General features: G+C 41.4%; 18 protein-coding genes and 1 pseudogene. 16 read left to right on the top strand and 3 right to left on the bottom strand.

Annotated elements, in window-relative coordinates; genetic code table 11:
• Position 1: 1 nt before the first annotated feature.
• The gene (locus J2S00_RS06740) at positions 2–520 is read left to right on the top strand and encodes a hypothetical protein (RefSeq protein ID WP_307337178.1); all 519 of its coding nucleotides are present in this window, start codon (positions 2–4) and stop codon (positions 518–520) included.
• Positions 521–640: 120 nt separating this feature from the next.
• Here the strand turns inward: J2S00_RS06740 and J2S00_RS06735 are convergent, their stop codons facing one another.
• The gene (locus J2S00_RS06735) at positions 641–1,819 is read right to left on the bottom strand and encodes an ROK family transcriptional regulator (protein ID WP_307337176.1); all 1,179 of its coding nucleotides are present in this window, start codon (positions 1,817–1,819) and stop codon (positions 641–643) included.
• Between the two features lie 367 nt (positions 1,820–2,186).
• On the opposite strand from J2S00_RS06735, the gene J2S00_RS06730 reads away from it, so the two are divergent.
• The 7 genes and pseudogenes from J2S00_RS06730 (at position 2,187) to J2S00_RS06695 (ending at position 12,659) form a co-directional block, all read left to right on the top strand.
• Entirely contained in the window at positions 2,187–3,437 is a 1,251-nt protein-coding gene (locus J2S00_RS06730) for an ABC transporter substrate-binding protein (RefSeq protein WP_370875842.1), read from the top strand.
• Positions 3,438–3,515: 78 nt separating this feature from the next.
• Complete coding sequence (locus J2S00_RS06725) at positions 3,516–4,400, top strand: carbohydrate ABC transporter permease (RefSeq protein WP_307337172.1); 885 nt, start codon at positions 3,516–3,518, stop codon at positions 4,398–4,400.
• Position 4,401: 1 nt separating this feature from the next.
• Positions 4,402–5,220, top strand: coding sequence for a carbohydrate ABC transporter permease (locus J2S00_RS06720; RefSeq protein ID WP_307337169.1), 819 nt, complete (start codon positions 4,402–4,404; stop codon positions 5,218–5,220).
• Between the two features lie 57 nt (positions 5,221–5,277).
• Positions 5,278–7,599, top strand: coding sequence for an alpha-xylosidase (yicI, locus tag J2S00_RS06715; RefSeq protein WP_307337166.1), 2,322 nt, complete (start codon positions 5,278–5,280; stop codon positions 7,597–7,599).
• 634 nt (positions 7,600–8,233) lie between these two features.
• Positions 8,234–8,846, top strand: a pseudogene (locus J2S00_RS06710) (mannonate dehydratase); the annotation flags it as partial.
• A gap of 230 nt (positions 8,847–9,076) precedes the next feature.
• On the top strand, positions 9,077–11,308 hold the full coding sequence (locus tag J2S00_RS06700; protein WP_307337163.1) for an FIMAH domain-containing protein: 2,232 nt from the start codon (positions 9,077–9,079) through the stop codon (positions 11,306–11,308).
• A gap of 97 nt (positions 11,309–11,405) precedes the next feature.
• Complete coding sequence (locus J2S00_RS06695) at positions 11,406–12,659, top strand: Nramp family divalent metal transporter (protein ID WP_307337161.1); 1,254 nt, start codon at positions 11,406–11,408, stop codon at positions 12,657–12,659.
• A gap of 67 nt (positions 12,660–12,726) precedes the next feature.
• Here J2S00_RS06695 and J2S00_RS06690 read toward each other — a convergent pair whose 3' ends face one another.
• Entirely contained in the window at positions 12,727–14,124 is a 1,398-nt protein-coding gene (locus J2S00_RS06690; RefSeq protein ID WP_307337158.1) for a GGDEF domain-containing protein, read from the bottom strand.
• Positions 14,125–14,675: 551 nt separating this feature from the next.
• Between J2S00_RS06690 and J2S00_RS06685 the strand changes: the two genes are divergently transcribed.
• The 7 genes from J2S00_RS06685 (at position 14,676) to J2S00_RS06655 (ending at position 21,942) form a co-directional block, all read left to right on the top strand.
• Positions 14,676–15,692 (top strand): NAD-dependent epimerase/dehydratase family protein, encoded by a 1,017-nt coding sequence (locus J2S00_RS06685; RefSeq protein ID WP_307337156.1) that lies wholly within the window; start codon positions 14,676–14,678, stop codon positions 15,690–15,692.
• A 3-nt stretch (positions 15,693–15,695) separates the two neighbouring features.
• Positions 15,696–16,769, top strand: coding sequence for a dihydrodipicolinate synthase family protein (locus J2S00_RS06680; RefSeq protein WP_307337153.1), 1,074 nt, complete (start codon positions 15,696–15,698; stop codon positions 16,767–16,769).
• A gap of 54 nt (positions 16,770–16,823) precedes the next feature.
• Positions 16,824–18,098, top strand: coding sequence for an AGE family epimerase/isomerase (locus J2S00_RS06675; RefSeq protein ID WP_307337150.1), 1,275 nt, complete (start codon positions 16,824–16,826; stop codon positions 18,096–18,098).
• Between the two features lie 643 nt (positions 18,099–18,741).
• Positions 18,742–20,031, top strand: a complete 1,290-nt coding sequence (locus J2S00_RS06670) for a sugar ABC transporter substrate-binding protein (protein ID WP_307337149.1) — start codon at positions 18,742–18,744, stop codon at positions 20,029–20,031.
• A gap of 87 nt (positions 20,032–20,118) precedes the next feature.
• Positions 20,119–20,310: a hypothetical protein gene (locus J2S00_RS06665; RefSeq protein ID WP_307337672.1), complete on the top strand. Its 192-nt coding sequence runs from the start codon at positions 20,119–20,121 to the stop codon at positions 20,308–20,310.
• A gap of 16 nt (positions 20,311–20,326) precedes the next feature.
• A complete protein-coding gene (locus J2S00_RS06660; protein WP_370875841.1) occupies positions 20,327–21,091 on the top strand; it encodes a carbohydrate ABC transporter permease in 765 nt (254 codons plus the stop codon).
• 239 nt (positions 21,092–21,330) lie between these two features.
• Positions 21,331–21,942: a carbohydrate ABC transporter permease gene (locus J2S00_RS06655; protein WP_307337145.1), complete on the top strand. Its 612-nt coding sequence runs from the start codon at positions 21,331–21,333 to the stop codon at positions 21,940–21,942.
• Here J2S00_RS06655 and J2S00_RS06650 read toward each other — a convergent pair.
• Positions 21,932–23,347, bottom strand: coding sequence for an extracellular solute-binding protein (locus J2S00_RS06650; RefSeq protein WP_307337142.1), 1,416 nt, complete (start codon positions 23,345–23,347; stop codon positions 21,932–21,934). The genes J2S00_RS06655 and J2S00_RS06650 overlap by 11 nt on opposite strands.
• Before the next feature lie 130 nt (positions 23,348–23,477).
• Here J2S00_RS06650 and J2S00_RS06645 point away from each other — a divergent pair, with 130 nt between their 5' ends.
• On the top strand, positions 23,478–24,509 hold the full coding sequence (locus J2S00_RS06645; RefSeq protein ID WP_307337138.1) for a Gfo/Idh/MocA family protein: 1,032 nt from the start codon (positions 23,478–23,480) through the stop codon (positions 24,507–24,509).
• Positions 24,510–24,571 lie beyond the last annotated feature (62 nt).

Here is a 24,571-nt window from a genome sequence, read left to right as displayed (position 1 = left end):
CGTGCTGATACTACTAGCCGTGTTGTTGCTGGCCTCATGTACTGGGCTTGTGCACAAGGAAAGGGAGCAGGTTCACATTTATATCTATTCCGAAATCGTCGCCGATTGGGAAGAACCATTAACAAAGGTATTAGCAGCACAAATTGAAGCTGTCCCCGTTCAAGTGAAGGTGTTTCCATTTGCCGAGGCATTAGTGACCACCCATATGGTGGCTGCAGAAGCAGATGTTTACCTCGTACCCTATGAATTCTGGCATCCGTTGCTTGACGAGCTGGGGGTAGCTCCCTTGAATGAGTTATTCCCCAATAGTGACATACCCCAGCATTTAGGTGATTATGTACGTTTTAACGCAGAAACAGGAGCAGCTGAATTGTTGGCTCTGCCTATTGATGGGGAACACCATTGGTTCAAAACGGCAAAAATTGAAACTTGGGAAAGTTGGCTGGCCATACTACCCTTTACTTATCAAAATCAAGAATATGTGCTGGAGGTAATGAGATTTCTGGCAAATCAACCTTGAGAAGTTGACGGTAAGGGGTAAAGGTACATGAATCAACCTCAGGAAAAAGGGCACGGGTTGGAGCCGTTTGCTTTAACCTGGCCCATTTTTAATTAATTTAACAGCTTCGTTCAAGCGTCCTTATTCCACAATGACTTTTTCTTTGTCGAAGAAACTGGAAACGGCAAAAGCGGCTGAGCCCAAGGCACAGGAATAAATGCCAAGTTCGGAAAATGTAACAGAGCAGGCTTCACGCTGGAATGGCGGCAATCTTTGTTCTAACACCCGGTTAATAGGGTTCAAAATCCAGTTCTTTAGTAGAGAGAAGCGGTTACCGATGATGACCAAATGTGGGTTAAAGGTATTGATAACATTAATTAATCCAATGCCAATATATTCTCCTAATCTGTCAAACAAACTAATCACATCTCTGTTACCTTGGTTAGCTTTCTCAATGAGATCCTCAATGCCGATGTTTTCAGCATTCCGAAAAACGGGTATTTGTTTTGCAAGCTTACGCAAGGCACTTTCAGAGGCATATAATTCCCAGCAACCTTTATTTCCACATCGGCATTTCATTCCTTTTAAATCAATAGTTTGATGCCCCATCTCTCCAGAAATGCCGGTTGCACCTTTAAATAACTTGTTGTCAATAATAATGCCTGTTCCAATGCCGATTCCAATGTTTACATACACAAGATTGGATATATTTTTTCCGGCCCCGTATATATGTTCTCCGTGTGCACCCGAATTGGCATCGTTTTCAACAATGACCGGCAAATCAAATTCTTTCTTAATCTCCTCTTTAATATTTATATTTCTCCAATTTAAGTTAGGCGCAAACAAGATCGTTCCTTCTCTGTTTACAATCCCAGGAACGCCAATCCCAATTCCGATAATGCCATATGGACTCTTTGGTGTCTGTCTGAATAATTTATGGATAATTTTTATAACCTCATTAATGACATAAGGATAATCTTGCTTGTTCAATGACACAAAAATCTTTTCAATGATATGACCTTTCAAGTCGGTTAATACGCCAAGAATGTAATTTACTCCTAAATCGATGCCGATCGAGTATCCGGCATTTTGATTAAAATATAACATAACGGGTTTGCGGCCACCGTAAGATTGTCCGGTGCCTATTTCATGTACCAAATGTTCTTTGATTAATTCAGTGACTAGAGAGGAGACAGTCGCTTTATTCAAACCAGTTGCTTGGGAAATTTGTGATCGTGAGATGGGACTTTTGGTTTGAATGGTGTGCAAAACGATGCACTTGTTGATTTTTTTGACTAAATTTTGATCTCCAGTTTTCATGAGCTATTCTCCTTGTTATTGATGATATGTAAAAAGGGAATCTATTCTCTTTTATAGAATCCTGCCTTATGCAAGAAGATTTTTTGAGAATGGTGCTAGTATTCAATTAAATTTGTTTATCCAATAAACATAATAACATATTAGCAGCAAAATACTAAAGTGTTTTCTAATTAATTTATTGACAATTCAATCTAAATGCAGTTATACTTAATTCATCCAATAAACTAACTAAATAGGTGTAGGGAGGTGTAAATAAAGAAAGGTTAAAAATGAAATGAAAACGATGACATTTTCTTCATCTTGAATCTATTTTTTACTTCAATATGCTGGTAGGGTTTCGAATCAAAAAGTATACTAAATAGTCGGGGTGTTGAACTTGAAAATAGGGAAAATATTTGGCTTAGCGTTAATTTTATTGTTGTTGTTAACGGCATGTGGACAGGACACCGACTCATCCTCTGGCGAAACCAGCAATGGAGACAGCACGGAAATTAAGGTGTGGCATTACTTTACAGGAAAACAGCAAACAGAGTTTGAAAAACTGGCAGAAGAGTACAACAAACTTCAGGATAAAGTGAAAGTTGTTATGGAATATGTGCCTTTTGATGAAACGAAGAAGCAGCTTTCCATTGGGGTTGCTGGAGAAACGTTGCCCGATATTGTCTTTATGGATGGTGTCGATAACGCTTCTTTTGCAGCCATAGGAGTTCTTGAGGATTTAACCGATCGCATTCAAGAATGGGGACAAGCAGAAAATTATTATGAAGGGCCTCTGAATTCGACAAAATATAATGGCCGCTATTATGGCCTGCCCTATGAGAGTAACACTCTCGCTTTGTTTTACAACAAGGATATGTTTGAAAAAGCAGGTATTGAAGAACCTCCTGCAACTTGGGAAGAATTAAGGGAGACTGCAAAGAAATTAACGGACAATGAACATTACGGTTTTGCAATTTCTGCCGTAAGATCGGAAGAATCAACGTTTCAGTTTTATCCTTTCTTAATCTCTGCTGGAGGAGACTACCAGAACATAAATTCACCGGAGGCTGTTAAAGCCATCACACTGTTTGAGGATCTCTTGAAAGATGGTTCTATGAGCAAAGATGTTGTCAACGCAACCCAGGATGATATAGCCAAGCAATTTGCAGCTGGAAGAGTAGCGATGATGATAAACGGGCCATGGAATATTACACGTATTAAAGAAGACGCTCCTGATTTGAATTTCGGTATCGCTATGATCCCGAAGGATGTCAAAAGCGCTTCCGTACTCGGAGGTGGCAACCTAACCATTGTTAAAGGAAAAAATGTCGACGAGGCTTGGGAATTTTTAAAATGGCTGCAAGATCCAAAACAGTTGGAGCCCTTTGCCTCAAGCACTAATATTTTCCCTCCAAGAAAAGATGTATTAGAAACATCTGAATATTGGAAGGGAGACCAATATCTGAGTGAATTCATTCCAATTATGGATGTTGCAGTGCCACGTGGACCTTCTCCTGAGTGGCCGGAGATATCTTCGGCAATACAAGTGGCCATTCAGCAAGTTTTGACTGAATCCCAATCTCCACAAGAGGCTTTCGATGAAGCAGCAGTGATCATTGATAGTATTATTGGCAAATAACAAACAACAGCGGTCTTCCTGTCGCAATGGGAAGACCCTTCCCCACAACATATTTATAGTAATAAGGGAGATATTCATATGTCCGGAACAAGAAATCGTATCGGCTATCTGTTTATTCTTCCCGCCATTATTTATATGTTGCTATTAATCGGTTATCCATTGATCTACAATATTATCCTGAGCTTTAAAGATTCCAACCTCATGAATTTGGCGACTGCGGACAGTCATTTTGTTGGCTGGAGGAACTACAGGGAAGTTATTAATAGTGAAGTTTTTAGAATTTCCCTGAAAAATACCTTTATCTATACGGTGGCCAGCGTGTTTTTCCAATTTGTGATCGGTTTTTTACTCGCACTGTTTTTTAATTTGAAATTCCGCTTGGCTTCTCTTCTCCGGGGCATTGTGATGGTGAGCTGGCTCATTCCGATGACCATTACAGCTCTTTTATTTAAATTCATGATGGGAGGCGAAACAGGGGTTGTTAATCATATCTTTTTATCACTAGGAATCATTCAACAGCCGATCGAGTGGCTGACGAATCCGAAAATGGCCTTGTGGGGCGTTATTATAGCTAATATTTGGGTTGGTGTTCCGTTTAACATGATTCTGTTATCAACCGGCTTGAGCTCATTGCCTGAAGATGTGTATGAAAGCGCTAGTCTGGACGGAGCGAACGCCTTGCAAAAGTTTTTTTACATCACAATTCCTTTATTACGGCCGGTCATTATGGTGGTCATGGTTCTAGGTTTTATTTATACATTTAAAGTGTTTGATCTCGTGTATGTCATGACGGGCGGAGGACCGGTCAATTCAACTGAAGTGCTCTCTACCTATGCATATACGTTATCCTTCGACCACTTTAACTTTGGCCTTGGTGCCGCTGTGGCAAATATCTTATTTCTTATTTTGTTAATCATTAGTTTGATCTATCTATGGATGATCCAGAAGGATGAGGTGATGTGATTTGTCACGGCACAAACAGTTGACGTTAAACCTGGTTGCCATACTCATTGTTCTAGTGTTTTTGTTCCCGGTTTATTGGATGTTTATCACTTCGATCAAAACGCAGAGTGAAATCTTTCAGTTTCCACCAACTTATTGGCCTCATCATATAGATGGGAAGGGTTATGCCGACATTTTTTCCTCTGGAGTATACCGCAATCTTTTCAACAGTTTGTTGATTTCATTTTTTTCAATGATCATCGTCATAGTTTTATCCGTTCCGGCTGCTTATGGATTGGCACGGTTTCGTGTTTCCGGGATGAAACTTTTTATTCTGTTTTTTCTGGTAACCCAAATGTTACCTCCAACCGTGATTTTGACACCGCTGTTTATCGTATTTAGCAAACTTGGGATTTTGAATTCCTACCTAGGACCCATATTAGCAACGGCTACATTAGGCATCCCCTTTTCAGTTTTGGTTCTCAGAACTTATTTCCTGGGCATTCCCAAGGAGCTTGAGGAAGCGGCACAAATCGACGGGTGTAGCCGTATTTTCTCTTTTGTCAGAATTATACTTCCTATCGCGTTCCCAGGTATTATTGTCAGTGCTGCTATCTCTTTTTTGTTTTCATGGGGTGATCTGATCTACAGCTTAACATTCAACCGCGATCAGGCGTTGTGGCCCTTGACCGCCAGTATTTACAATGCAATCGGGCGTTACGGCATTCAATGGAACAGCCTCATGGCATTTGCGACTATTACCGTGCTTCCGGTACTGATTCTCTTTATCTTACTTCAAAAGCAAATTGTCAAAGGATTGACGGCAGGGGCGATTAAATAACCAGATTGTATTTTGAAAGTAAATGATATGAAATCGCAGATCAGGAGGCTGGTATTGATGAAATTTACCAACGGTTATTGGCTGATTCGCGAAGGATATACGATCCACAACCCTGAATCGTTACATGATTGGCAAAAAGACAGCAAATCTTTAATCGTTTATGCGCCCTGCAAAGCTGTCCGGCATAGGGGGGATACGCTAAATATTCCGATGTTAACAATTCGTTATTCTTCTCCCATGCCTGGTGTAATTCGTGTGCAGCAATACCATTTTAAAGGAGAAAGGAAGCGCAGACCTGAGGGTTTTATCAATCCTGAGGAGGTACCGGTTGATATTCTTGAAGATGAGGAGGTACTTTCTTTAAAAAGCGGAGATTTAATGCTCAAAATCCCTAAGAAAGATAAATGGTCTGTGAATTTTTACTGGCGCGATAAGCTTTTGACCAGAAGCGGTTATAGACACCTCGGATATATCGTCAGCGATGACAAAGAGACTTTCATGAGAGAACAACTAAGCTTAAGCGTAGGTGAATGTGTGTATGGCTTGGGTGAACGCTTCACACATTTTGTCAAGAATGGCCAGCAAGTTGACATCTGGAATGAGGATGGGGGTACCAGCACAGAACAAGCATACAAAAACGTCCCTTTTTATTTGACAAACAGGGGATACGGCGTCTTTGTCAATCATCCGGAATGTGTTTCATTTGAAGTTGGTTCGGAACATGTGTCCAAAGTTCAGTTTAGCGTCCAGGGGGAATATCTGGATTATTTCATCATAGGTGGCCAGGAGCCGAAAGAGGTTTTGGAAAAGTACACAGCGCTGACCGGCAGGCCGGCGTTGCCACCAGCCTGGTCGTTTGGGCTATGGCTGACAACATCCTTTACTACTGATTATAAAGAAGAAACGGTGACACATTTTGTCGATGGGATGCTGGAACGCGATATTCCGCTTCAGGTGTTTCATTTTGATTGTTTTTGGATGAAAGAGTTCGAGTGGTGTAATTTTGAATGGGATAAGGAGGCCTTTCCTGAACCCGAAGCGATGTTAAAAAGGTTAAAAGACAAAGGAATGAAGATTTGTGTTTGGATCAATCCCTACATTGCCCAGAAGTCAAAGTTGTTCGACGAGGCCATGGAAAAAGGCTATCTGTTGAAGCGTCCAAACGGGGATGTCTGGCAGTGGGACCTCTGGCAAGCCGGGATGGGGATTGTTGATTTTACGAATCCCGATGCCTGTAACTGGTATGCCGATAAACTCCGTAAACTTGTGGATATGGGTGTCGATTGTTTTAAAACGGATTTCGGGGAAAGAATCCCTGTAGATGTGGTCTACCATGACGGCTCTGATCCACAGAAAATGCACAACTATTATACCTATCTTTACAACAAAGTCGTCTTCGAAGTTTTGCAAGAGAAGAAAGGTGAAGGGGAAGCGGTTGTCTTTGCCCGTTCTGCTACAGCCGGAAGCCAAAAGTTTCCTGTCCATTGGGGAGGGGATTGCGAGGCCACATATGAATCAATGGCAGAAAGTTTACGCGGTGGCCTTTCTTTGGCGTTAACTGGATTTGGCTTTTGGAGCCATGATATTGGTGGCTTTGAACAAAAGGCAACGCCAGATTTGTACAAACGCTGGACGGTATTTGGCTTACTTTCGAGTCACAGCCGGCTGCATGGCAACTCCTCCTACAGGGTGCCATGGCTGTTTGATGAAGAGGCTGTAGATGTGATGAGGTACTTTACTCACCTGAAATACCGGCTCATGCCTTATTTGTACGCGGTGGCCTGCCAGGCGGCGGAAAGGGGTATCCCCATGATGCGCCCCATGATGTTAGAGTTTCCGGATGACCGTGCATGTGACTATTTGGACCGTCAATACATGCTGGGTGATGCGATTTTGGCAGCCCCCATTTTTAGTGAAGACGGAGAAGTTTCCTATTACTTGCCTGAGGGAACGTGGACTCATCTTCTGTCTGGCAAAAAAATGGCCGGAGGGCGGTGGTTAAGGGAAACCTATGATTATATGAGCTTGCCCCTGTTTGTTCGTGAAAACACGATTTTGCCCATAGGTAACAGTGTGTCTGCAGCAGACTATGACTATGCCGATCATATTACTTTTCAAATTTATGAATTACAAAATGGTCAGACTGCTTCTGCAACGGTTTATAACACCAAGGGCAAAAAAGAGCTTGAAGTGACAGCAAAGAGAGAAGGTTCTACGATAAAAATTGCTGTGCAAGGAGCAACCAAACCATGGCATGTACTATTAGTTAACATCGCAGGAGTAGAAGCGGTGGATAACGGCAGATGGGAGAAGCGGCCCATGGGAATCTATGTGTCACCACATGAAATAAATAAGGAAGTGACCGTTAAGATAAGTTAAACTTTCTGATGGAACATACGATGAAAACAATTATTACCGGCCGGTCCGCTTTGATTTGCTGTGCAGTCTTCTCAACCAATACAGCAAAGGAACTGGAATAAGCGCTGCCATTTTTCAATTTAATACGTTATTCAATAGATCCCATCCTCGTTTTTGAAGGATGGGATCTTGGTTGAAAAAGCCTCTTTTTTGAATCAAAACGTTCAGGGGTTTTACCATGATGAGGAAAAATTAAAAGGGAAACATGGTCCCCGTTTCCTTGTCTAAAACACTGATTTATAGACAATTTAGAGACATTTAATAGACATTTTATAGTCTTGCTTTAAGCTAATAGTGGGTCATAAACTAAAATTAAATAAATATTAAATTTCTTTTTAGATGCAAGATACCGTAAATATTTAAATAATAATTAATAATATTAAAGCAATAAAATGGTCAGGCCATTTTTCTGCAGAGTGCGAACAATTATTTCAATTTGGAGTAGCCAACGGGTAAGAGGAACAAGGGGATCTAAATAGATTAACTATTAAAAATAATATGAATTATATTATTTTTTAGTCTTGACAGTAGAGGCAATTAGAATTCACTCCTAAAGGAATGTTCGGTTAAATCAGTAAAATAATAATGTACATGTGATATTAAACTTGGTTTACCCACCAGAGATAAGTATATTGCCAACTACCAAGCGACATAGCGAAATCTGGCCAAAGCGGGAATTAAGGTTGTTTGTTACAACTTTATGCCCTGTCTTTGACTGGACACGCTCCCATTTAGAGTACCAAATGCCTAATGGTTTAACCACCCTGGTTTACGAGGATGAAACCATACAAAAGATGAACCCGCTGGTGGGGGATTTAGAACTTCCGGGATGGGATGTCAGTTACAGAAAAGACGAGTTAAAAGTATTAATTGATCAATATCAAGGCGTATCAGAAGAAGACTTATGGCATCACCTGCAATATTTCTTAAAACAAATTATAGCCACGGCTGATGAAGTAGGTGTTAAAATGGCTATTCACCCTGATGACCCGCCATGGTCCATTTTCGGTTTGCCCCGCATTATCACCAACCAAGCAAATTTAGAACGTTTATTCAGCCTGGTCGATAGTTCCAACCACGGGTTAACGTTTTGTACAGGTTCATTAGGAGCAGATCCTGACAATAATCTTCCAGAGATGATCAGATACTTTGGCAAAAAGGGACGCACTCACTTTGCCTACTGCCGGAACATTAGGATTACAGGAGAGACAAACGTGCCTTAATGGCAGCGAGAGAGGAGATTCATACTCATTTAGGATCATGTGATATTTTGATTAACTGCGCGGGAGGTAATCATCCGAAAGGGACAACAACCCAAGATTACCCTTGGCCTGATGACCTTGATGGTGTTGCTGAAGAAGTGACCACTTTTTTTGACTTGGATCTATAATTGTAAAGGGGTGATAGTATGAAAAGTTGTTGGTTAAGAAAAGTTGTTATGACAATTATGATTATGATTGTGAGTTTCGGATTTTATAATAAGACGGTTGCAGAAGATATTGAAGAACGGATTGAACACTTAGGCACAGCTATAAACTCTGTTGTGATTCCCCATGCTGCTTACGGGAAAGGGCCTAATGGTGAAAACTGGATGTATGTCGTTGCTAACGGTTCCCCTCCCAATCTCAACATTATTGGCGTTGAAACTGGAGAAAGGGTAGACAATTTCCCATTGGAAGGAGCACACACTTCCTGGGGATTAACCGTGGCCCCGGATGGTACACTGTATATTGGTTCGCAGAGGAACGGTAATTTATATCGCTATATCCCGGGCATGGATAACATAGAAAACTTAGGGAGGCCAATCAGTTCAGAGACACACCTTTGGAGATTAGTAGCGGATGATAAAGGAAAAATTTATGGAGGCACCTACCCCAATGGTAAGGTGTTTCAATATGACCCTGAAACAAATCAGTTCAGGGATTACGGGCAAATGGTTCAATCTGAATGGTATGTTCGTAGCGTAGCTTACGGTAATGGAAAAATTTACGCTGGTACGGGTAACAGGCAAGCACACTTAGTCGAATTGGATGTAGAAACAGGGGAAAAAGAAATTATACCCTTGCCGGAAGAGTACAGTAGTGATACAGAGGTATATGACATGTCTTATGTGGAAGGATTTCTTTTTGCACGTGTGACACCCAGCAGCACAATGCTGGTCTACGATACGAAAACAAGAGAATGGATCGATGCATTCAAAAATGCTAACGGCTGGGATGCTTCTCCGTTAGGACCTAGTAATAAAACGTATTTTAAAGTTGATAATAAACTTTATTACTTTGACGTCGTGACAAAAGAGTCAGGTCCGACAGGATTCTCTATATCTGGAACGGACCGCAGCTATGGATGGTACAAAATAGATGACGATAATTTTCCGGGACTCAGTTTAGTGAGTACTAATTTAAGAGGTCGCTACTATATTTACAATCCGGAAACCGGGAACAACAAGATTATACAGGGAGACGTTCTTGGGTCACCCGTAGATATTCGCTCGATCCATTTAGGTCCAGACGGTAATATTTATGTTGGCGGATACTTATCACCTGGTGCTATGGCGAGGATCGATACGAGTACAAAACAAATTGAAATGTTATACGGTCCCGGACAAATCGAAGCGATGGCTACCTATCAAGGAAAGTTGTACACCGGAAATTATCCAGACGGACAAATTTGGGAATATGACCCCTCTGAACCGTGGAATTATGGAAAGAATCCTAAACAAGTCGCAGAGTTAAGCAGTAACGGCCAGGATCGACCTTTCGCTTTTGCGGATGCAGGTAACTATCTGGCTATAGGGACGGTTCCCAAGGGAGGAAGTCTGGAAGGAGCTTTAAGTTTTTACGACCCAGAAACAGGTGAAACAGAAGTCTTTCGTAATGTTGTTGAAAATCATAGTGTGATTTCGTTAGCTTACAAAGACGGGCTTATTTATGGAGGGACATCCATATACGGTGGGATTGGCATTAATCCTGTGGAAACAGAAGGAAAGCTATTTATTTGGGATGTTGAGAAGAAAGAGAAAGTATGGGAGGGTTCGCTTATCCCTGGCGAACAAGCAATTTCGGCATTGGCCTTTGATGAGAACGGAATGTTGTGGGGACTGACCTATGGATACATTTTCAAATTTAATCCAGAGACGAGAGAAGTTGTGCAGTTAAAAGAATTATATCCGTATGAATGGGGCACTACGTTCTGGGCAGGAGGGTACCTCAATTTCCATAAGGACGGTTATTTGTACGGAAGAGCGGTCAACAACATCTTTAAACTTGATCCGGAAACTTGGGAAGTGGAAACACTAGTGGATGGTGCATCGTATTTTGCCCAAGATTACATGGGTGACATTTATTTCTCTCAAATTGCTACACAATTGTACGTCTATAAGCTGAAGTATGAAGATGAACCGGTAAGCTCTGAAACGGTTATGCAACTTGTTGAGCTTTATAAGAAGACCGGTAACTTGGAACCCCCTTTATACACTCAACTGAAAAACAGTATCAAGCAATCCATGTATCATGAGAAAGAAGGGAGAGTTACACAGGCTATTAAACATTTGCGTAGATTCCTTAATCATTTGAATAACCCGGCCTTAGACAAATATGTTTCCCAAGATGCGAAAGATACCCTGAATATGACCGGGGAAACACTACTGCAGGAGTGGGAAAATAGATAAAGAAACGACTGTCCGCCTGCTCCACGCAAACGGACAGTCGTCTCATCAGTTGTTTTGGGTTAATCGAGGAGGAGATTAAGAGATAGGAGGAAAAGATATGGCTAGTACTGAAAAACATACTGTCAAAGAAGGTGTTGACACACAACCTACACACTCAGTTTTTGCTCACTGGTTACATTCGTTGGGGCCTGCAGTTATCACAGCTGCGTTAGTGTTAGGCCCTGGAAGCTTGACAGTTTCTACAAACATTGGAGCCCTTCATGGGTACCAATTAATTTGGGTGCTTGTAATTGCTACGATCTTCATGATGGTTTTTACTGAAATGAGTGCCAGGATTGGAATGGCTACTGATCAGACCTTGTTATCTACCATTCGTGACAAGTGGGGGCAAACCGTTACGTCTATTATCGGTATAGGGGCATTTCTGGTAACTGCATCGTTTCAAGCTGGAAATGCTATAGGATCGGGTGCGGCATTTGGCGTATTAACAAATACATCGTCGATCATCTGGACGCTAATATTTACATTACTGGCCATTGTTTTGCTATTTGTGAAGAACTTGTATAAAGTCTTAGAGAAACTGATGCTCGTGCTGGTCGCGCTTATGCTAATGTCATTTCTGATTACCTTGTTTGTAGTAAAACCAAACCTATCATCCTTATTTCGAGGTTTTGTTCCGAATATTCCGCATGGTTCGATGTTGCTCATAATTGCATTGTTTGCGACAACGTTTTCAGTTGTTGGAGCGTTTTATCAGTCTTATTTTGTGCAAGAAAGAGGTTGGGACAGGAAAAACGCCAAAGACGGGATTATAGAAAGTTATTCAGGCATATTGATTCTAGGTTTAATCTCAGGTATGGTAATGGTTTGTGCTGCAAAAGTCCTACTTCCTCAAGGAATTACAGTTAATTCAGTGGTTGATTTGGGAAAAACCATTGGGCCACTTTATGGAAGTTGGTCAACGGTTATCTTCATGCTTGGTCTATGGGGAGCTGCTTTTTCTTCACTTACTGCTAATGCCACCATTGGTGGAGCGTTGTTAGCCGATGCTTTAGGGCTAGGCCGTAAACTGAGTGATAAAGGCGTTCGCTATTGTATTATCGCCGTTATGGTCATTGGAGCAGGAGTAGCGATCTTTTTTCAAGGTTTACCTATTCAACTCATTTTATTTGCTCAAGCTATTACGATTGTTGTTGTGCCTTTAATCGGGATCAGTCTTTATGTAGTAGCTAATGATAAAGAGATTATGGGAGATCTTAGAAATTCAACTTTTAAAAATGTTATTGGAATCATAGGGCTGTTGGTGCTTTTAGTTTTAGCAGGAAACACGATCAAAAATTTATTCTTCTAGTAGATTAATAGAATAACTGAAAATTGAAAAAGCTTGTGATTTAAGAATATGGGGGCACCCACTTCTCCTATCTGTCTTCAAAATTATATTTGTCCTTGTGTTTTCTGTTTCTTTGTTCATCCATGAAGGTGAATCGGTATATTTGTCGCGGGCGTCCCCGATGAGAAAATTTTTCTTCTCCGACAATCTCTACAAGTCCGGCATCCATCCATTGAACGAGGATACGATGTGTACTTCTCACAGTGATTCCGAGAACGGATGCGAGTTCCTGCGGTGTATAATCGATTTTGCCATATCGGGTTACTTGGGCCATCAACCGGCTCATATAGGTTGCTGACATACCGGCTTTTTTTGCTTTTTCAAGTAAATGGTTGTCAGTGACAGAAAGTTCATAAATCATCGGATCGGTCATCTCCACTGGTCCGATGACGCTTCTATCTTCCCTGACAATAAAACAAACATTGCCCCCTGTATCCTTCGATTGACGCAAAGCCATTCTCGCGTGCATCCCTGCATCGGTGGCAGTCCGTCCAAAACCAATTCCGATACTCAGGGAATGACCTAACAGTTTTTGTGTATCATTCAATAACGGGATAAATTTATACCCGCGTGTTTCCCTTTCAAAGACACCTCTAGTAGTAAAAAATAAAAATTCCTCTCCATCCAATTGAATAAGGTGGCCGTCCAATTGTTTGACATAATCTAAGAGAATACGATATATTTCTAATTTTAATGTCTGAGCTTCATGTTGCGAAGTGCTTTGATCCATCAGCTTTCGGTATTCATCTATGTGGATGATGCCGACAACAATTTGCGACTCTTTATTACGTCGAGTCTCGGTGGACAATAATGCCCGTTCAAGTGAAACGATGATATCCTGACGGGTAGGCAAAACCCATTCATTAGGAATACCGAGCCGTGTTAAGCCTTCGGCAACCGTTTTGATGCCTGTCAGGCAAACGGAACATTTTTCATTTTCGTAATTTTCTTTATGAAATGCAATAACTTCGTCAGTGGACAGTTGGATAGAATGGCCGTAAAAATGCAAAGCAGTTACTGACTCCCCTAATTCTTTCAGAATTTGTTGCACATATTGTTCTGTCAGAGAATCGACAGAAAGGCTTTTCAGATCATAGCAGTTTTTGATGCGATAGATGGATCGGTAAAGACCGGTTCCCATAAGTGGAATATAATGAGCAGGAATCTTGAGCTGCATTGCTTCTGTAGCATGTTTGTAGGCAGGATAATCAGAAAATAACAACACTTCTACGTGATCAATAATATCTTTTGTTTTTTGTGGTACCTCCGATTCGTTTTCATATTCCCGGAACACGGGAATAAATGAAGGAAAAGCCTTCAGGGCATCACGTATTAGGCGAATGATCTCAGCAGGCCCAATCACGCCGATAGCAATCCCGTCTTTATCCTGATGCAAGGCGTTAGTTTGAACGGCATCTGAACACACACGCATTCCTCCCATTCACACTCGCCAAATTAAAGACAATTAAAAGACTTGTCTTTTATTATACGTCACTATATGATGGTAAGTAAAGCATCAATAAATGTTTTACCAAATTAAATTGATTCTAAGCAGATAGGGTAAACGATAGGTTGCACTCTTGCAAAGTAGGGAGCGGCATGTGGAAGTTCGTAAAGCCGGAGAGAGTGGTCATGAAATACCGTGGTGTAATTGACATTATTTGATGTTGTTGTAGCAGGATTACTGGGCTTTGATACTTTTGATATACGGATAAACATTCTCTGGAAATTGCCGATGTATATAATCACAATATTTTGAAAATTAATATAAGAGATAAACATCGTACAATGTGTTTGGAAAATCGATTGGAAGAGGAAATGTCGGAATTGTCAATATCAATGATTTTGACATCCGATTTTCCACTGTTTCTCTGTACTTGTCGTCTTTCATGAATACCGGTATGGAGTGGTTGCTGCAATATTCAAGGGTTACACCATAGGTTTGGAATAAATAAATGTAAAAGGAGGATCTTTTCCATGAAAACGATTCAAGAGCTAGAAAAAAAATTGGCTGACCCATCCCCCCGTTTGGTACAGGATATGGCAGAGATAGAAGGGGATATCATCATCCTCGGAGTGGGAGGGAAAATGGGTCCCAGTCTGGCTAAATTGGCTCAAAATGCCATAAGAAAAGCTGGCATAAACAAAAAAGTCATTGGAGTTTCACGTTTCTCTTCCAAGGAACTGCAAAAAGATTTGGAAAATCACGGTATAGAGACCATTGCTATTGATTTGTTAGATGATGAACAGTTGCAACTTCTTCCTGAAGTGAAGAACGTTATTTACATGGCAGGTAATAAATTTGGAACATTAGGAAGAGAGTTTTACACTTGGGCCATGAACGTCTATTTGCCAGGCCGGGTAGCGGAAAAATTCAAGCATTCTCGCATCGTATCTTTTTCATCAGGTAATGTATATCCTTTAACACAGGTTCGATTGGGAGGGGCATCGGAAGAACATCTGCCAGGCCCCATAGGTGAGTATGCACAATCTTGTTTAGGAAGAGAAAGGGTTTTTGAATATTTTTCCCATAAATATAACATTCCGATTGTACAGTTTCGTCTTAACTATGCTATTGATATGCGTTATGGGGTTTTACTTGAAATTGCTAAATCCGTGTATGAACAAAAACCCATTGATCTGACCATGGGCCATGTCAATGTCATATGGCAAGGAGATGCAAATGAGATGGCCTTACGTGCACTAAAAATTTGCACTTCTCCACCGACCGTCCTGAATGTTACAGGACCTGAACTGGTGTCAATCCGCTGGTTAGCGGAACGGTTCGGAGAAATGTTTGGTGTCCGTCCGGAATTTGTAAACGAGGAAGCTGATACAGCTTTGTTAAGTAATGCATCCAAGGCCCACCGTATTTTTGGCTATCCTCGTGTCTCATTAAGACAAATGATGGAATGGACAGCCGAATGGGTGCATGCCGACGGTGAGATCTATAATAAAATGACAAATTTCCAAGAGAGAGAAGGGGTGTTTTGATCCATGGGGAGTGTGCAGATAAACCCGAAGACCAGAAAATTATTGCACGAAGGGACAGTGATCCCTGCTCACCCTTTAGCACTTAATGAATGGAGGGAGCTGGATGAACGTCGGCAACGGGCACTGACCCGTTATTATATCGCATCAGGGGCAGGAGGGATTGCCATTGGTGTGCATACGACACAGTTCGAAATTAGGGACTCAAAAATTAATCTGTTTGAAGATGTTCTGCGGCTGGCTGCCGAAGAAGTAAACGAGGCAAACTTGTCAAGACCATTTATCAAAGTGGCCGGAATCTGTGGTCCAACAAAACAGGCGTTAAAGGAGGCTGCTTTAGCTGCAAGTCTGGGTTATGACCTTGGGCTGTTGAGCATGGGAGGGCTTGAACATTTATCGGAAGAAGATCTGTTGAAAAGGACAGAGTCAGTTGCTGAAGTGATACCGGTGTTCGGGTTTTACCTGCAGCCTTCCGTAGGAGGAAGGGTTTTCAGTTATGATTTCTGGCAAAAATTTGTCGAAATTCCGGGTGTTATGGCTATAAAAATAGCACCATTTAATAGGTATCAAACCATTGATGTGGTGAGAGCTGTTTGCCACTCTTCAAGAAGGGATGAAATTGCCTTATATACTGGCAATGATGACAATATTGTTATCGATTTGCTAACAACTTATCGCTTTCAGGTCAATGGCAAAACGGTGGAAAAGCAAATCGTTGGCGGTCTATTGGGACATTGGGCTGTTTGGACGAAAAAAGCCGTTGAGCTATTTCAAGAAATCAAGAACATTCGCAATGCCCATAAGCAGATTCCTGCCGCATTGTTGCAACGTGCCGTGGAAATAACAGATGCCAATGCTGCGTTATTTGATGCTGCCAATCAGTTTAAAGGCTGTATTGCTGGCATTCACGAAGTATTGAGAAGACAAGGTTTATTAGAAGGAATATGGTGTCTGAATCCAAAAGAGACATTGTCACCAGGTCAAAAGGAGGAAATTGAGCGGATATACAGGGAATACCCCCATTTACATGATGATGATTTTGTCCGGAAAAATCTTGATCATTGGTTAGCCGGGTCATAATTCACAACAGGTTGATTTTAACTACAGGTTGATTCTAACTAAAGGGGCGATTCGATGAAGTTTGTTATGTCAACCTGCCGTAATGAGGAGTTGGAGTTTTACAAATCACATCTGCAAAATGTGATTATGCCCTTCTGGACGAAAGCTTTCGATCACAAGCACGGAGGCATTTATACCTGCTATAATAATGCAGGTACAGAACTTGTCAGTAAAGACAAATACGTCTGGTCACAAGGAAGACTAATCTGGATCTGGTCCAGGCTGGGCCGTCTCATGCAAGAAGGAATCATCGACGGTGATGGAAGCCTTTTTTTAGATCAAGCATATCAGACTGTGCGTTTTTTACAGCATAATGCTTTTTTGGAAAATGGAAACTGTGCTTTTTTGCTTTCGGAAGAAGGGGAAAAAAAAGAAAGTATCCCCGGGAAAGGAATGGACATAAGTATTTACGCGGACTGTTTCGTCATCCTGGGTTTTACTGAATATGCCGGTGTTAGTCGGGATGAACAAGTATTGGACGAAGCCCTTCGTCTATACGACCATCTCAGTGAGAGGTTAAGGCGTGGTGATTACAGGACAGAACCCTACCCCATTCCAGAAGGCTACAAAGCTCATGCGGTAGCAATGATTATGCTCAATGTTACGCAGGAATTAGGGCGGGTATTGAAAACTTTTCGACACGAACGAAGGGAGGAACTGTTAGAGGCTAGTGGCAGGTATATGTGTATTGTTATGGAAGAATTTTATCGTGCGGATGGCAGTATAGCCGAAATAATCGCGCAAGATCCAGAAAAAAACGAAGATGAACTGTTGACGCGGCATATGAATCCAGGACATGCGATCGAAAGCATGTGGTTCGTCATGACGACAGCGGAAGAGTTGGAACGGGAGGATTATATTCATAAGGTATGTATAGCCATCAAAAAGGCCTTTGAGCTTGGCTGGGATGAACTTCACGGCGGACTGCTTCGCTTTGTTGACAAAGAAGGAGGACCGCCGAAAGGTGTGACCAACGGTAACCCCTTTGAAACTCTCATTCTTGATACGTGGGATACTAAATTGTGGTGGCCACATTCTGAAGCGTTGTACGCTACACTGCTCGCTTATGCTTATACCAGAGACAATGAATTCTTGCGACTGTACAAACAAACCAAACGATATGTATTTGATACATTCCCGAACGAGAATCAACCTGGTGGAGAATGGATTCAAATCCGAAACCGCAAAGGTCACCCTGTAGAAAAGGTGGTTGCCCTTCCTGTCAAGGATCCGTATCACATTATAAGGAACTTTTTGTTGATCATAGAACTTTTATCAAAACAAATTTGAAATACGATTAATCTTTAATACGTTAAATTACTGACCGCATCCTTAATTGTGGAAGAGGATGCGGCTTTTTATGTAGGTCTGGTATTGGATGTTCTATATAAAGGAAAGATTCAGTGGTTTAAATCTGGTTCATATTAACACAAATATGAAGATCGAAAGTAACGATCAGAAATTTTAGACAAAAAAAAGACCTTGTTTTTTGCCCTTATAACACATAGTATTATTAATGACATGAGATTAAATTCCCTTTTTAAGCGAAAAACAGAGAAAAAGAAAATATATACTAGAAATAGACTAGATGGCGTTGTGAAGTGAAGTGTTATACATCCCTTTGTTGTATACCTGTAGTTTTTAGGTGGCAAAAAACTGGTCTTGATCACATATATACATGCGCTCTTTAACAAAAACGATACATACTGTACGGAGATCTAGGGGAGATGTGTCTAAATAATGAGAGTGATTTTGGATTTATTTTTTGTAATAATTACATTATTTATTATAGTTTTTAAATTTATATTATTTATTAAATAAAAGCAAAAGGGGGTATTATATCGAGATAAGTCGTAGTGTACGGTTACAAAACCGTAAGTTGAGATTTTGGCATGTATGTTTAATGAATGAAGACAATAAGGAGGGAATGCACGTGAAGTTCAAAGCGGGATGGATTGTTATTTTCCTAGTGTTAGGTTTGGCTTTGATTGGTTGCAGTGGAGAGAATGTTGGAACCAGTGAAAGTGAAGATAACGAAACATCTGTTGGTGATAATGGGCTTTCCGGAAGAGTCCTTGTTTGGGTTCACCCTTATGCTGATCCACAGTTAATGAATCCGGTGTGGGAAGAAATGAAGAATACTTTTGAGGAACAGCATCCCAATGTGGAGATTGTGATTGAAGAAATTCCATGGCAAAACAGGGAACAGAAGTTGCTTACAGCGCTTGCAGCAAATCAGGGACCAGATGTTTTTTATCTTCTTCCAGACCAGACACCGCTTTTTGCACAGCAGGGTATTCTCGAACCAATAAGCAAATATGTAGATGAAGCGTTTATGAGCGAATTCAATGAAGCTTCATTGAATGCCGCCAGATACCAGGGAGAACTTTATGGTTTGACCATACTAGGGACGGTTGTTTCACCTTATTACAATTTAGACATAGTAAAGGAGATAGGAGAAGATCCAAATAACTTGCCTGCGACATGGGATGAATTTAAAGAATGGGCACAAAAAGCGAAAGAGAAAGGTTACTATGCTTTTACATTCCGGGTTGCTGATGGAGCCGTCAATATGGGATTTTATCCATGGATTTGGCAAGCAGGAGGCGATATTATTGATGACAATGGAAATGTGATTGTGACTGAGCCCGAAGCTATGGAAGCTCTACATTTCATTAACACAGCCTTTCAGGAAGGATGGATTCATCCGGATGTGTCTCAAGATGCCCAGAATGAAGCATTTCTAAACGGACAAGTGATGGTCAATTTTACCAGTAACATATTCATTGCTAATCAGGAAGCTGGTATCGATAAAGTTGACTTTGAATGGACGGTTGGTCCGCTGCTTGAAAATAAGCGGAAAGCCACATATTCCGCTGTAGGGATGTTCGCTGTGCCTTCCAATAGCGACAATAAGGATGCGGCGGTTGAATTCGTAAAATTCATGACAAATGAAGATAATCAGCGCTTGTTCAATAAGGCAACGTCCTATATTCCTTCTCGTCCGGCAGCGGCAGATATTTATGACGGACATCAGCTGATGGAGATTGTAGTTGAACAATCCGAATTTACCCTTCCTGGAGTAAAAGACCCTGTGGGACGTTTAATCATTCCTCATGTAACGGCAGCGATTCAATCCATGTTGAACGGAGATTTCACACCTGAGGAAGCAGCGGAACATATAGCCAAGAAGATTGAAGAAGAGAGGGCAAACATACAATAACGGGTGAACAATATGTGTGGTGGGCAGGTAGCAGTTTTCAACTGTTGCCTCTCTTCTCCCACCTCACATTTTCCAGGAGGTGAATAGTTGATTGAACCCTATGTCACAGAAATCCATACAAAAGGATGTCCGTGTGGGAGAGTTAAAAACAAAAGAAAAAAAGGGCACGTTCGTGCAAAGATTAAAGAGATCCTGGCAGGAGAACAAAATCGTATACATTGTGCTTACACCGGTACTTATTCATTTTTTGATCTTTCAGTTATTCCCTTTATTGTTTAGTTTTATATTAAGTTTCATGAACTGGCCTATTATCGGAACGCCAAAGTTTGTCGGGTTGCAGAATTGGAAGAATTTGTTGCAGGATCAAATGGCGTGGAGGGCTTTATGGAACACAACGCTGTTTTCGCTGTACTACATTCTTCCTACGATGGCGTTAGGACTGATATTGGCCTTGTTGATCAATTCTGGAGCAAAAGCCTCTGGACTTTTTAAAGGAATTTATTTTCTTCCTGTAGTGACCTCGTTTGTGGTCATTTGTGGTATATGGGGTTGGCTGTTCCGCAGTTCTGATACTGGGTTGATTAATCAAGTAATCGGCTTTTTTGGGATTCCTCCACAGGCCTATTTTCAGGATCCACGGTTAGCGCTTCCGGTACTCGCCCTGCTCAGTATATTTAAGGTGTCTGGTAGCATCATGGTTTATTATTTTGCCGGACTGAAGTCTATCCCATCTCATTTGTATGAGGCAGCAAAGATTGATGGTGCGTCAGGATGGCAATGTTTTTGGTCGATCACCTTTCCGATGTTAAAGCCGATCCATTTCTATGTAGCGATCATCACGACGATAGGGTCGTTCCAAATCTTTGATTCAGCTTTTATTTTAACATCTGGAGGTCCCAGTTATTCAACAACGACTCTCGTTTTTTATTTATATGAAGTTGGTTTTACAGGCTTGCGCTTAGGCTATGCCAGTGTGCTGTCGTATATGCTGTTTGCGATTATTTTAACGCTCACCCTGATCCAGAGGAAATACCTGGGCAAGGAAATTAATTACTATTAAGTCAAGAGGGGAAGAATATGCGCAAATTTAAAGAAATGAGATGGTATAAAAGAATCATGATATATATCTTGTTCGTTTTACTCTCTGTTGTGTTCTTCGGCCCCTTTTTAATTATGATTGTCGGTTCATTCCGGCCGATGAGTACGTTTTACTTACATCCAAATTTTTTGTTACCAACAAATTTATCTCTGGACAATTATATATACATTTTCACACGCGGACCGGTTCTACGTTGGTTCATGAATTCGATGATCATCACCGTCATCCCGGTCCTGACACAAGTATTTCTTTGCACTTTGCTAGGCTATATTTTTGCTAAAAAAAGATTCAAAGGAAAAGAGGTGATTTTTTGGCTCATGATGGCCATGGTCATGGTTCCTAAACAGCTTTTAATTATTCCGAACTATATCTTGTACAGCTGGTTTAACTGGATCAATACGCTCTATCCTATGATTGTGCCTGAATTATGGGGCATTATGGGGGTCTTCCTATTGAGGCAATATATGCAGTCCATACCAAGAGAATTGGAAGAGGCAGCTTATATGGATGGGGCCGGAGATTTTCGTATCTTTTTTTCCATCATCATGCCTTTGTCTGCTCCGGCCATGGCGGTCGTGGGGACGTTTGCATTTATCAGTAACTGGAATGACTTCTTTACCCCACTCATTTTTACGACACAAGAGCACATGTTTCCTTTGACGGTCGGTATGGCCTCATTATTGGACAGAGAAGGAAGTTTTGGGGTTCAGATGGCAGTGGCCACGGTCTCCTTTATACCATCATTTTTGATTTTCCTATTCTTTCAAAAGTATTTCACGGAAGGGATTTCCCTGTCCGGAATCAAGACTTAACTTTTATGAGGGAAACTGATGGGCTGCGAAACAGATCTTCAAGCTTCTGGCAGATGTCATTAATATCTTCCATCCCCGCCAGATACAGCTGTAGTTCGGATCTGATAATCTCCAGATCTTTCGTCCCCACGTTTAGATCCGTGTATTTTCTAAATGTGGGGAAAATCTCACGAAACAGATAGTAACGGAAAGGACGGTAGACATTGCTTTGTGTTGACTCCGCTGCTATTTTGTTAGCCGGAATACTCAGGGTGTTCTGCTTGATCTTTAATTGGGTTTGCCGGCTGATCATATAATTAACAAACGTTTTGGCAGCTTCCTTGTGAGCAGAATATTTGTTGATGCCCAGTCCGATGACCAGCAAAAGTGTGCTGGGTTCATACAAATAAGGAAGTGGTGCGATGTCATAGTCAAAGGAGACATCTTGTAAGTGGTTTAAACTGAAATAAGTGGTCATGATCATGGAGACTTTCTCCATTGCGAAAAGCTTTTCTGCATCTGCGTCCGTCTCCGATAAATAATTGGCTTTAATGATTTGTGACTGAAGGAGCTCTTTGTATACCTCAATACTTTTTACGACAGGAGTATTGCAAATCTTGATACGCCCCTTATCATCTGTTTCAAATGCATGTCCGCTCTGTAGTAAGAACACAGGCCAACGGTTGAGAGACAAGGGGTGAAAATAGAAGCCGATGCGTTTATTTCCATGTTGTTTCATCAAGATGGATGAAGCCTGTATAACCTTCTCCCATGTCCAGCTGCTGTCCGGTTCCATTAATCCAGCTTCTCGAAAATGCTTTTTATTGTAACAAAGAATGACTGGAGAAAAAATTAATGGCTGCACATACTGTTTTCCATTGTGGGTAAATGTATCGTTCAAAAATGGATATGTCTCTTCGTGGGCTGTTACTTCTTCCAACAGATCTATGACATTGTGGTCAATGAGGTCGCGATAATTGGTGTAATTCACGGTAACGACATCCAAGAGTTTATTTTCCATATATGCAGCTACCGTTTGGTGATAGTTGCCATAGTATGGCATGGATGAGACTGTTTGCACACGAATGTTCGGGTATGCAGCTTCAAAATCAGAAATTAATTGTTCTAATTGAGCTTCTTTTTCAACTGAAGGGTGATAACCAAATGTAATAGTAGTTATTTGTTTGACAGAAGGCTGACTGACAATGGTTCCCACACGCGGTTTTTTGGTGATAAGACCTTCTGCCAAGAGGATATCCAACCCTTTTCTAACAGAATTTTTACTCAGCCTGAATTGTTTTGACAGTTCAAGCTCAGAAGGCAGAAACTCACCGGGAGCCCGCTTGCCGGTAATAATTTCGTTTCGCAATTCTTCAACAAATGCATTCATTCTGGCCTGAAAGGTAGAACGGCTCATTCTAGACATAACGGTTCTCCTTTTAATTTTTTTGATAGGTGAGGATGATCATTGAGGATGATTGTCATTATATCATAAAAAGTAGATATAAACCACAAATAAACCACAAGATCATATTCTGATCAAGGAGGAAAGAAAAATGTCAACCAAACTTAAGTTTGGCCTTGTTGGTACCGGGGTAATAGCCCCACTTCATGCTAAAGCTATTGCTCAAAGTTCTCAGGCAGAGTTGGTAGCTGTAGCTGACATTAACAAAGAAAAAGCGGAGGCTTTTGCCAAAGAATATAAAGTGGCAAGGGTTTATAGGGATTATACGGACATGTTCAGACTGGAAGATCTGGATGTAGTATCCGTTTGTACGCCTAGCGGGTTGCATGCGGAGGTGACCATTGCTGCAGCAGAGTCGGGTATTCATGTCTTATGTGAAAAGCCTCTGGAAATTAATGCCGAGAAAATGACCAAAATGATTGAAGCGTGTCGGCGTCACAAAGTAAAACTGGGATGTGTATTTCAACGCCGGACACTTCCAGCCGCCAGGCTGACTCGTCAGGCCATACAGGAAGGAAAACTAGGCAAACTGGTATTGGGAGATGCTTATCTGAAGTATTTCCGTAGCAAAGAATACTACCAGAGTGCAGATTGGAGGGGAACATGGGCATTTGATGGAGGTGGTGCACTTATGAACCAGGGAGTTCACGGAATCGACCTGATACAATGGATGGTCGGTGAAGTAGAGTCCGTGACTGCATATACCGGCACACTAGTGAGAGACATAGAAGTAGAAGATACCGCGGTTGCACTCGTGAAATACAAGAACGGGGCCTATGGTGTTATCCAGGGCACAACGTCGGTCTATCCCGGCCAGGAAACACGTTTTGAAATCCATGGTGAAAACGGCACCATCGTTTTTGGGGACAGCGGTATCAAGCAATGGTCATTCCGTCATGGGGAGGAAGAGATTCCTTCTGTTGAGAGGGATATTAGCGCTAAAAGTGACCCGCGTAAGCTTTCCCAATCCGGCCATTACATCATTGTGGAGGATATGATCCAGGCCGTTAAATATGATCGGGAACCGATGATCCCGGGGGAAGAAGCACGTAAAGCTGTTGATTTAATACTGGCCATCTATGAATCTGCACGTTCCGGCAAAGAGGTTAAAGTATTTACTTGATGCTGAACATGTGAGGACAATTAAAGTAGAAGGGAAATCAGTAATCTAAAAAATGGAAGGTG

Origin of the sequence: Caldalkalibacillus uzonensis, assembly GCF_030814135.1 — a bacterium.
GTDB classification, from domain to species: Bacteria; Bacillota; Bacilli; order Caldalkalibacillales; family Caldalkalibacillaceae; genus Caldalkalibacillus; species Caldalkalibacillus uzonensis.
Note: the sequence above shows the minus strand (reverse complement) of the source record. Positions and strands in the feature narration are given on the sequence as shown.